At 72.1% G+C, this 10684-nt stretch carries 11 protein-coding genes; 5 read left to right on the top strand and 6 right to left on the bottom strand.

Annotated features, from left to right (window positions below):
* Positions 1-105: 105 nt before the first annotated feature.
* The 5 genes from proC to ABD073_RS06310 all read right to left on the bottom strand — a co-directional run bounded on the left by proC (position 106) and on the right by ABD073_RS06310 (position 4512).
* On the bottom strand, positions 106-915 hold the full coding sequence (gene proC, locus ABD073_RS06330; protein ID WP_343873102.1) for a pyrroline-5-carboxylate reductase: 810 nt from the start codon (positions 913-915) through the stop codon (positions 106-108).
* A 2-nt stretch (positions 916-917) separates the two neighbouring features.
* Positions 918-1967 (bottom strand): aspartate-semialdehyde dehydrogenase, encoded by a 1050-nt coding sequence (locus tag ABD073_RS06325; protein WP_343873156.1) that lies wholly within the window; start codon positions 1965-1967, stop codon positions 918-920.
* Positions 1968-2045: 78 nt separating this feature from the next.
* On the bottom strand, positions 2046-2480 hold the full coding sequence (locus ABD073_RS06320) for a VOC family protein (RefSeq protein ID WP_343873100.1): 435 nt from the start codon (positions 2478-2480) through the stop codon (positions 2046-2048).
* Between the two features lie 162 nt (positions 2481-2642).
* Positions 2643-3446: a CPBP family intramembrane glutamic endopeptidase gene (locus ABD073_RS06315; protein ID WP_343873098.1), complete on the bottom strand. Its 804-nt coding sequence runs from the start codon at positions 3444-3446 to the stop codon at positions 2643-2645.
* Between the two features lie 199 nt (positions 3447-3645).
* A complete protein-coding gene (locus tag ABD073_RS06310; protein ID WP_343873096.1) occupies positions 3646-4512 on the bottom strand; it encodes a sugar phosphate isomerase/epimerase family protein in 867 nt (288 codons plus the stop codon).
* A 65-nt stretch (positions 4513-4577) separates the two neighbouring features.
* Here ABD073_RS06310 and ABD073_RS06305 point away from each other — a divergent pair, with 65 nt between their 5' ends.
* The 4 genes from ABD073_RS06305 to disA all read left to right on the top strand — a co-directional run bounded on the left by ABD073_RS06305 (position 4578) and on the right by disA (position 8753).
* Entirely contained in the window at positions 4578-5375 is a 798-nt protein-coding gene (locus ABD073_RS06305; RefSeq protein WP_343873095.1) for a DUF3109 family protein, read from the top strand.
* Positions 5376-5492: 117 nt separating this feature from the next.
* Positions 5493-6131, top strand: coding sequence for a VOC family protein (locus ABD073_RS06300; RefSeq protein WP_343873094.1), 639 nt, complete (start codon positions 5493-5495; stop codon positions 6129-6131).
* Between the two features lie 117 nt (positions 6132-6248).
* Positions 6249-7664: a DNA repair protein RadA gene (radA, locus tag ABD073_RS06295; protein WP_343873093.1), complete on the top strand. Its 1416-nt coding sequence runs from the start codon at positions 6249-6251 to the stop codon at positions 7662-7664.
* Positions 7665-7673: 9 nt separating this feature from the next.
* Positions 7674-8753, top strand: a complete 1080-nt coding sequence (gene disA / locus ABD073_RS06290; RefSeq protein ID WP_343873092.1) for a DNA integrity scanning diadenylate cyclase DisA — start codon at positions 7674-7676, stop codon at positions 8751-8753.
* Positions 8754-8890: 137 nt separating this feature from the next.
* On the opposite strand, the gene ABD073_RS06285 is transcribed toward disA, so the two are convergent.
* Complete coding sequence (locus tag ABD073_RS06285) at positions 8891-9679, bottom strand: hypothetical protein (RefSeq protein WP_343873091.1); 789 nt, start codon at positions 9677-9679, stop codon at positions 8891-8893.
* 79 nt (positions 9680-9758) lie between these two features.
* Between ABD073_RS06285 and ABD073_RS06280 the strand changes: the two genes are divergently transcribed.
* Positions 9759-10637 carry an HhH-GPD family protein gene (locus tag ABD073_RS06280; RefSeq protein WP_386751373.1) on the top strand — a complete coding sequence of 293 codons (879 nt, stop codon included), beginning with the start codon at positions 9759-9761 and terminating at the stop codon, positions 10635-10637.
* Positions 10638-10684 lie beyond the last annotated feature (47 nt).

Genomic DNA, 10684 nt, shown 5'->3' with positions numbered 1-10684 from the left:
CACCGAGGCGGCCGCGGCTCGCCGCTGACCCTTGCACCACAGCAACAGGCCCGCCGGCTGACCGGCGGGCCTGTTCTGTGTCCCGGGGTCTCCTGCCGGCGCGGCTCAGTCCTGCTCGAGCTGGGCCCGGGCCATGGCCGCGGAGGTGTCGTGGCAGGCGGTCATGGCCGCCGAGAAGGCAGCCCGCACCGCTCGCTCGTCGAGCACCTTGAGCGCCTGCGCCGTGGTGCCGCCGGGCGAGGTGACGTTCTCGCGCAGGATGCTGGGATGGGTGCCGGACTCCACCAGCATCACCCCGGCGCCCTTGATGGTCTGGTTGGCCAGGCGGGTGGCGACCTCACGCGGCAGGCCGAGCTGCACGCCGGCCTCCGCCATCGCCTCGGCCACCGCGAAGAGGTAGGCCGGACCGGAGCCGGAGACGGCGGTGACGGCGTCCTGCTGGGACTCCGGCACCACCACGACCTCGCCGCAGGTGATCATCAGATCGGTGACCAGCTCCAGCTGCTCCTTGCTCACGCCCTGCCCGGCGCTGACCGCGCTCATCCCCTGCCCCACCAAGGAGGGGGTGTTGGGCATCACGCGCACCACGGGCTGGCCCTCGGCCAGGTGGCGCTGCATCACCTCGAGCGGCAGCCCGGCGGCCAGGCTCACCACCACGGCCTCGGGGCGCAGTGACTCGCGCATCGCGTCGAGCTGACCGGTGATGTCCTTGGGCTTGACGGCCAGCACCACCACGTCGGCCCGGGCGGCGGCCTCGTCGAGGGCGGCCGGGGTGACGCCATACCGCTCGCGCAACTCCTCGTCGCGCTCCCTGCGACGGTTCACCACCAGCACGTCCTGCGGTCCACGGGCGGAGACGATGCCGGCGAGCACCGCCTCGCCCATCTTGCCGACGCCCACCAGGACGATCCGCACGATCAGCCCTTCAGGTTCTGCGCGACGACCTCGGCCACCTGCACGGCGTTCAGGGCGGCCCCCTTGCGCAGGTTGTCATTGCTCAGGAAGAGCACCAGGCCCTTGCCCTCGGGAGCCGACTGGTCGCGGCGGATGCGTCCGACATAGCTCGGGTCCTTGCCCGCCGCGTCCTGCGGGGTGGGGACATCCATCAGCTCGACGCCGGGGGCGTCGGTGAGGATCTCGGCAGCCTGCTCCGGGGTGATGTCCTCGGCGAACTCGGCGTGCACCACCAGCGAGTGGCCGCTGAGCACGGGCACGCGCACGCAGGTGCCGGCCACCAGCAGGTCCGGGATGTGCAGGATCTTGCGCGACTCGTTGCGCAGCTTCTGCTCCTCGTCGGTCTCGCCGGTGCCGTCGTCGACGAGGTTACCGGCGATCGGCAGCACGTTGTAGGCGATCGGCTTGACGTACGGGGCGGGGTCACCGAAGTCGATGACCGAGCCGTCCAGGCGCAGCTCGTCGAGCCGGCCGGACTCCACGCCGGTGCGGAACTGGCGCTCGGCGTTGACCACGGCGGCGCCACCGGAGCCGGAGATGGCCTGGTAGGTGGCCACCACCAGGCGCTTCAGCGTCGCGGCATCGTGCAGCGGCTTGAGCACGGGCATGGCGGCCATGGTGGTGCAGTTGGGATTGGCGATGATGCCCTTGGGCGGGTTCTTGGCGTCCTCGGGGTTGACCTCGCTGACCACCAGCGGGACCTCGGGGTCGAGCCGCCAGGCCGAGGAGTTGTCCACGACGACGGCGCCCGCGGCGGCCACCTTCGGGGCGACGACCTTCGAGGTGGAACCGCCATTGCTGAACAGGGCGATGTCGAGGCCGGAGAAGTCGGCGGTCTCGGTGTCCTCGACGGTGATCTGCTGGCCCTTGAAGGCGATCTTCTGCCCGGCGGAGCGGGCGGAGGCGAACAGCCTCAGCTCGTCGACGGGAAAGTTTCGCTCCTCGAGCAGCGTCAGCATGACGCCGCCCACCTGGCCGGTTGCTCCAAAGACTCCTACGCGCATGCCTGCCAGCCTATCGGGCGAGGTGCGGCGCACCCGCAGGCGTCCACGTGGCCCGGTGCTCGCCGGGTCGCTCCCGGGAGCGCTGGTTCAGTCCAGGCAGAACTCGTTGCCCTCCGGATCGGCCAGCACGATGTTGCCCAGGTCGAAGCCGTCGGGCTCGACGCGCTGCAGGATCGTGGCACCGACCGCCACCAGCTCCTCGGCACGGGCCTGCAGGGCGGCCATCCGGTCCGGTCCCGACATCCCGACGGCGGTCCGCAGGTCCAGGTGGATCCGGTTCTTGGCCGGCTTGGCGGTGTCGGTGCGCTGGAAGAAGAACCGGGGTCCGGTTCCCTCCGGATCGCTGCAGGCCGAGCGGCTGTCCCACTCCTGCTCCGGCACGCCCCAGGCGGCCAGCGCCTCTGGCCAGCTGGTGAAGGGCTGGGGCGGCTCCTCGATGCGGTAGCCGAGCGCCTGGCACCAGAAGGTGCACAGTGCCTCGGGATCGGCGCAGTCGAAGGTGATCTGGACGGTGGTGGCCATGGCACCAGCGTGGCACAGCCGCCCCTCGACGGTCTGCGTCGAGCCCGGCGAGGCCAACGACCCTCACTGTCACAGTTTGGTGGGCGTAGTCCCCCACCAAACTGTGACAGTGATCCACCGGGGCTCCTGCGGGACCCGGATCAGCTGCGGAGTCGTACCTGTTCAGAGCCAGGACAGGCGGCCGGCCAGCAGGGCGTAGCCGACGAAGGAGGCCACGTCCAGCAGGAAGTGGGCCACCACCAGCGGCCAGAGCCGGCGGGTGCGCAGGAACCAGGCGCCGAAGGCCAGGCCCATCACGGCATTGCCGAGGAAGCCACCGAAGCCCTGGTAGAGGTGGTAGCTGCCGCGGATCAGCGCAGAGGTCACCAGCACCACCCAGGGCGCGAAGCGCATCTGGCGGAAACGCGTGAACAGGTAGCCGATCATCACCACCTCCTCCAGCACCGAATTGCCCAGCGCCGCGAGGACCAGCAGCGGGACGCTCCACCAGTGCTCGCCCAGCCCTGCGGCCTGCACCGTGGTGTTCAGCCCCAGCGCCCGGGCGGCGAGGTAGAGGCCCAGGCCGGGGATGCCGATCGCGGCGAAGATGGCGCAGCCCCAGGCCAGGTCGGGGCGCCACCGGTTGCGCGCCAGCCCGGTCACCGCTGCCACCCCCGCGGCGGGGCGTGCCACGGCCGCCAGCAGGTAGAGGGCCAGCGTGGCGGGCACGAAGAGGAACAGGGTGTCGGCCAGCTGGTAGATCGCCGAGAGCCAGGGGCGATCGGGCGTCGCCGCCTGGTTGATGGTGGAGGTCTGCTGGTTCAGCGCCACCGGGCGGGTCATCCGCTCGATGATCCGCAGCACCGAGTAGATCGCCGACTGCCCCAGGCTGACGCCCAGCACGACGGCGCACTCGGCCAGCAGCAGGCGTCGCAGCCCCGGTGGGACGGGCCTGCGAGGACGGGGCACGGCCAGCGGTTCGGCCATCGTGGCGGCCGCATCCGTCGCGGCCTCCGCAGCCGACTCGCCTGGCGCGGGCGAGTCCGCTGTCACGACCGGCTCGGGAAGGGCAGCAGCCGCGAGCACCTGTGGCTCCGAGGGCGAGGCCTGGTCCGGGCCCACGTGCGGCTCGTCCGGGGACTGTCCCGTCCTCACCGGCGCCCCAGAGGCTCGTGCCGGAGCGCGCTCACCGCGGCTCACCTGCGGGCTCGGCCACCGGCTGCGCCTGGCCCAGGTGCTCGCGGATGTCGGCCAGGCACTGCGCCAGCAGTTCCTCGCGTCGGGCCCGTGAACCGGCCTTGCGGGTGTTCACCTCCAGCACCACGTGCCCGTCGAACTGGCGCTCGGCCAGGCGTCGCATCAGCTCGAAGGCCTGCTGGTCGCCCTCGCCGGGGAACAGGTGCTCGTCCTTGAGCGAACCCTTGCCGTCGGTGATGTGCACGTGCTTGAGCCGCGGCCCCCACTGCTCCAGGTAGTCCAGCGACTGCACCCGCGAGGTGGAGGCGTGCGAGAGGTCCAGGGTGAGGTGCTCGTAGCTCAGCTCGGTGGGGTCCCAGCTGGGCACATAGGCCTGGAAGGGGGTGCCCGGCGTGCGCCAGGGGTACATGTTCTCCACCGCGAAGATGATCCCGGTCTCCGCGTTGAGCCGCCGGATCCCGTCGACGAAGGTGCGGGCGTAGTTGGCCTGCCAGCGGAAGGGCGGGTGCACCACCACGACATCGGCACCGAGCCGGGTGGCCGCCTCCGCGGAGCGCTCCAGCTTCTCCCAGGGGTCGCTGCCCCAGGTGCCCTGGGTGACCAGCAGGCAGGGGGCGTGGATGGCCATCACCGGCACCTGGTGGTAGTCGCGCAGCGCCTCGACGCGGTCGATGTCGGCGGCCAGCGGGTCGATGCCCACCATCACCTCGACGCCGTCCCAGCCGAGCTGGGCGGCCAGCTCGAAGCCCGAGGCGGTGGACTCCGGATAGACCGAACTGGTCGACAGTCCCACCTTCGCCGGGCAGACGGGACGGGTGCTCTCGGCAGGGGCGGCATTGACCTGGTTGGCGTCCACGGACCAAACCTAGCCGGGGCCCCGGTCTCCGTCAGCCAGGCGGGGCGCTCGGATAGGGTGCCCCGGTGAGTCCTGCCCACCAGCCGGTCGACGTGGAGATCCGTCGTCCCATCCCCCGCACCTGGGTGGAGTTCGTCGACCCCGACGAGCCGGACCAGACCTTCCGCTGCGACCTGACCTGGCTGACCAGCGCCTGGAGTTGCATCTGGGGCCGCGGCTGTCCCGGCATCGACGCGGAGCGCCCCGACGACGGCTGCTGCGTGCTGGGCGCCCACTTCAGCGAACCGGCCGACGAGCAACGGGTGGCCGGCCACGTGGCGCGGCTCACGCCCCAGACCTGGCAGAACTTCGAGGCCGGGCAACTGGGCTGGGCCGTGGACGACCCCGACGACGAGGGTGACGAGCCGGGCCGCAAGACCCGGGTGCACCAGGGTGCCTGCATCTTCCAGAACCGCCCCGGCTTCGCGGGCGGCGCCGGCTGCGCGCTGCACGGGCTGGCGCTGCGCGAGGGCATCAGCCACGTCGAGACCAAGCCCGACGTCTGCTGGCAGCTGCCGATCCGGCGTACCTACCGTCACATGGAGCATGCCGACGGCACGCCCTGGCTGGAGATCACGATCGGCGAGTACGCCCGGGAGGGCTGGGGCGAGGGTGGTGCCGACCTGGACTGGTACTGCACCTCCAATCCCACCGCCCACGTGGGCGTCGAGCCGCTCTACCGGTCGGCACGCGACGAGCTGGTGGAGCTGATGGGCCCGGCCGCCTACCAGGAGCTGTGCCGTCTCATCGAGGCCCACCAGCCGGGCGGGGCGATCGTCCATGAGGCGACGAGACTGTCCGGGCCCCGACCCGAAAAGTCCTAGTGGCGGGGCGGGCACCGGCTCCGCACCCGGGCGTCGGGCGCCTGCCGCCCTGCCTGTCAAGAGCCTAAGGGGGGACCCGGTTTCGTGATCGGGGCACCGTGAGGCAAGAATGTCTGCATGCATGTCGACCATCTCGTTTTTGCCGCAGGACCCGACGGCCTGAAGGCCGAGGTCGAGCGCCTCGGCGACCTCCTGGGCGCGGAGTTCAAGGATGGTGGCTTCCACCCCCGCTTCGGCACCCGCAACCACATCCTGCCGCTGGCCAATGCCCGCTACCTCGAGGTGGTGGAGGTGCTGGAGCACCCCGCCTCCGAGAAGGCCGTCTTCGGCCAGGCCGTGCGCGCCCGCACCGAGATGGGCGGCGGCTGGCTGGGCTGGGTGGTCTCGGTCGACGACCTGGCCCCCTACGAGCAGCGCCTGGAGCGCACCGCAGTGGAGGGCTCGCGCCACTTCCCCGACGGTCGCCTGCTGGAGTGGCGCCAGCTGGGCATCAAGGGCCTGATGGCCGACCCGCAGCTGCCCTACTTCCTGAAGTGGGAGTCCGACGAGTCGGTCCGGCCCAGCGCCCTGACCGGCGACATCGTCGTCGACGAGATCGACATCGCCGGCTCGCAGCCGCGCGTGGAGGACTGGCTGGGCATCCCGATCGGTGAGGAGCTGGACGGCGTGAAGCTCTCCTTCAACGCGCCGAACGGCATGCCGGGGCTCGACGCGGTGGTCTTCAACACCCCCACCAAGGGGATCGTGCGGATCTGATCCACCCAGGACTTCTCGACAGGCCACGTCCGGTGAGGACGTGGCCTGTCGCCGTTCCCGCCCGGCGCAGGCCGTCGCGCGCGAAAACTGTCACAGCCGCCCTCTAGGGTGCAGGACGTGGCGAAGACGAAGCAGGACCCGTGGGTGTGCACCGAGTGCGGCTGGAGCAGCGTGCGCTGGGTCGGCCGGTGCGGCGAGTGCCAGACCTGGGGCAGCGTGGCCGAACGCGGCGCCCCCAAGCTGGCCACCGTCGCCTCCAGCGTGCCGGTGGCCAAGGCGGTCCCGATCAACCAGGTGCCCACCAACACCACCACCCGGGTGCTCACCGGGATCGGCGAGCTCGACCGGGTGCTGGGCGGTGGCCTGGTGCCGGGCGTCGTGGTGCTGCTCGCGGGAGAACCGGGCGTGGGCAAGTCCACGCTGCTGCTGGAGGTGGCCGCCAAGTGGGCCGGCTCCGGGCAGCGCACCCTCTACGTCACCGGCGAGGAGTCCGCGGCCCAGGTGCGGCTGCGCGCCGACCGCACCCAGGCGCTGGTGGACGAGCTCTACCTGGCCGCGGAGACGGACCTGGGCACCGTGCTGGGCCACATCGAGGAGGTGGAGCCCAGCCTGCTGGTGCTGGACTCGGTGCAGACCGTCGGCACCGCGGAGGCCGACGGCTCCCCCGGCGGCGTCACCCAGGTGCGCGAGGTCACCGGTGCGTTGGTGCGGGTGGCCAAGCGACGCGGGATGGCGGTGGTGATCGTGGGCCACGTCACCAAGGACGGCAACATCGCCGGCCCCCGCACCATGGAGCACCTGGTGGACGTGGTGCTGAACTTCGAGGGAGACCGGCACTCCGGCTTCCGGATGGTGCGGGCCGCCAAGAACCGCTTCGGTCCCGCCGACGAGGTGGGCTGCTTCGAGATGGGCGAGAAGGGCATCGTGGAGGTGCCGGACCCGTCGGGGCTGTTCACCAACCACTACGTCGAGCCGGTGCCGGGCACCTGCGTGACGGTGACCATGGAGGGCCGACGTCCCCTGCTGGCCGAGATCCAGGCGCTGGCCGCCCCCTCCCCCAACGAGAAGAACCCGCGTCGCACCACCAATGGTGTGGAGGGCGCCCGGGTGGCGATGATCCTCGCGGTGCTGGAGACCAAGGCCAGGATCTCGCTGAGCGCCAAGGACGTCTACGTCTCGACGGTGGGCGGCGCCAAGGTGACCGACCCGTGCGCCGACCTGGCGATCGCCGTGGCGGTGGCCTCGGCCCAGCTCGGGGTGAACTTCCCCAAGCGGGTGCTCGCCGTCGGCGAGGTGGGCCTGGCAGGAGACCTGCGACGCACCCCCGGCCTGGAGCGGCGCCTGCAGGAGGCCGCACGGCTGGGCTTCGAGCTGGCCATCGTGCCGGCCAATTCGCGTGACACCACGCAGCGCGTGCCCCGGCTGGGCGGGCTGAAGGTGGTGGAGGTCTCCGGCGTGGCCGAGGCCCTGGGAGTGCTGGGGCTGCGTCGGCAGCCCCGCGGCCAGGACGGGCCTGGAACGGCCGCGGGCTAGGATCGCCCCATGCCCGACATCACCCCTGCCGAGCGCCAGGCCCGCCTGCGTCGCTACCAGGCCCTGCTCGCGCCCGGCACGCCGCTGCGCGAGGGGTTGGAGCGGATCCTGCACGGCCGCACGGGCGCGCTGGTGGTGCTGGGCAACACCAGGAAGGTGGAGCGGGTGTCCACGGGTGGCTTCGGGTTGGACGTGCAGTTCACCCCCACTGCCCTGCGCGAGCTGGCCAAGATGGACGGCGGCATCGTGCTGTCCAGCGACTTCGAGCGGATCCTCGCGGCCGGCGTCCACTTCGTGCCCGACGGCACCATCCCCACCGTCGAGACCGGCACCCGGCACCGCACGGCGGACCGGATCGCTCAGCAGACCGGCATCCCGGTGGTCACGGTCTCCGCCTCGATGAGCACCATCGCGCTCTTCCTGGACGGGCAGCGCCACCAGATCGAGCAGTCCGAGCAGATCCTCTCCCGGGCCAACCAGGCCCTGGCCACCATGACCCGCTACCGGGAGCGGCTGGGCGAGCACACCCGGTCACTGTCCACCCTGGAGGTGCACGACCAGGTCAGCGTCAAGGACGTCACCAAGGTCGCGCAGCGCATCGAGATGATCCGGCGGCTGGAGAGCGAGCTGCGCGCCTATGTGGCCGCGCTCGGCGTCGACGGCCGCCTGCTGCAGATGCAGCTCTACGAGCTGACCCAGGGCGTCGACGACCTGGCCACCCTGCTGGAGCTCGACTACCGCCCCGAGCAGACCGACGAGGCCACCTTCCGGGTGGGCGCGCTGGAGCAGCTCACCTCCACCGAGCTGCTGGAGAACCTGGTGGTGGCCCGCACCATGGGCTTCCCCGACGACCACCACCTGGAGACCCGGATCAGCCCGCGCGGCCATCGCCAGATCGCCCACCTGGACCGGATCCCGTCCATGCTGGGCCGCCGCGTCGTGGAGCACTTCGGCTCGCTGCAGGCACTCTTCGGCGCGAAGACCTCGGACCTGATGGAGGTCGACGGGATCGGCGAGGGGCGGGCCCGCCTGGTGCGGGAGGGCCTGGCCCGGGTGGCCGAGTCCGCCTACTCCGACCGGGTGGACTGAGCCGGTCATCGACTCGACGGTCCGACCGGGCCGGGCTGACTCGTCGACGAGACAGGTGGCCGTGCCCCGGTGCGCCGCTGGCCCGCTGCTGGTGACGCGTCGGTGACCGACCTCCGGAGGGAGGCCGGCCCACCCGTTCAGTTGCGCAGGTTCATCACCAGGGTGTCGGCCTGGCCGCCCTTGTAGGAGGCGGTGGCGCGGTAGGTGCCGGCCTTGAGGACGTCGGGCCGCAGCACGCACTCGGCGCGGGAGCGCTTGGTGGCCCAGCTGTACTGCCAGTTCCAGGCCTGGCCCGGCTTCAGCAGCTTGTTGCCGCTGGGCGCCCACTTGGCGCAGTGGTCGCTGGACCAGATCGGGTCCACGCCCGAGGTGATGGCCAGCGAGAGCGGCGTCTCGGCCAGGGCGATGGTGCAGGCGTTCGCCGAGCTGTTGGTGGTCTTCACCGTGATCGTGGTGGGCTTGCCGATGGTGACGGCCGCGGCACCGGAGAGCTCCACCTTCAGATCGGCCGCAGCGCAGTTCACCGGGGCGCTGGGGGTGGGCTTCGGCGTGCTGGAGGGCTTGGCGCTGGCCGAACCGCTCGCCGTGGCCGAGACGCTCGCCGTCGGGCTGGCCGAACCGCTGGCTGAGGTCGCCGCGGAGCCGGAGGGAGCTGGGGAGCCGGAGGGAGCCGCGGAGCCGGAGGCGGCAGGGGAGCCGGACGGCTGGACGGAGGCGCTCGGTGTGGCAGGCGCCCCCGGGGTGGCCAGCGAGGAGGGGTTCTGCGGAACCGCGGTGATCTGGTCGTCGTCGCCGCCCCCGAACAGGCTGGAGAGCACCCACCAGATCAGGCTCAGTGCCACCAGGGCGGCGAGGATGGCGAGCGCTCGTCGGACCCAGTACGTGGTCTCCGGCTCGGGGCCTGCGGGGTGGATCACCGAGTTCATGGTCTGAGCCTAGGACCGGGGGCGGCGCTGGACGCCCGCCCACGCCCGGCGTGTCCACCGCTCGGACTAGGCTGGCGCGGTGCCGAAGGACGACGCGCTGGACCGCGAGCTGGTCAGACAACGGGTGGTGGAGTGGTTCTCACGCCATCGCCGTGACCTGCCCTGGCGCCGCAGCACGCCCTGGGGCGTCGTGGTGAGCGAGTTCATGCTGCAGCAGACCCCCGTCAGCCGGGTGCTGGGGCCGTGGCAGGAGTGGATGGATCGCTGGCCCGAGCCCGACGACCTGGCCGCCGAGGAACCCGGAGCCGCGGTGGCGGCCTGGGGCCGGCTGGGCTACCCGCGTCGCGCGCAACGGCTGCACCGCGCAGCCCGCACCATCTCCGAGCTGCACGACGGGCAGGTGCCGCGCGAGCTGGACCAGCTGCGGGCCCTGCCGGGCGTGGGCCAGTACACGGCCGCCGCGATCCACTCCTTCGCCTTCGGGGGCCGCGCCGTCGTGCTGGACACCAACATCCGGCGGCTGCTGGTGCGGGTGGAGCACGGACGGGAGTTCCCACCGGTCTCGGCCACGGCCCAGGAGTGGCGCGAGGCGGAGGCCTGGCTGCCCGAGGCACCCGCCGAGGCGGCAGCCTGGGCGGCGGCCTCGATGGAGTTGGGAGCGCTGGTCTGCACCGCCCGCTCGCCGCGCTGCGGGGACTGCCCGGTGGCCGAGCTCTGCGCCTGGCGGGCGGCCGGCTACCCGCGCCATGACGGACCGCCCCGCAAGGGCCAGGCCTGGCACGGCACCGACCGCCAGTGCCGCGGCGTGATCCTGGACCTGGTGCGCCAGAACCCCGACGGCGTCCGCGTCGAGCTGGCCCTGGACGCCTGGGCCGACCGCGAGCAGGCCGAGCGCAGCCTCGCCGGCCTGCTGACCGACGAGCTGGTGCGCGAGCGCGAGGGACTCCTGGTGCTGTGAGGCGGGTTCGGCAGGGCTGCGGCAGGCCGCAGCAGCACCAACCCCTC

This window comes from Luteococcus peritonei (assembly GCF_039526385.1).
Taxonomy (GTDB): Bacteria; Actinomycetota; Actinomycetes; order Propionibacteriales; family Propionibacteriaceae; genus Luteococcus; species Luteococcus peritonei.
This window is presented reverse-complemented; position numbering and strand designations above follow the sequence as displayed.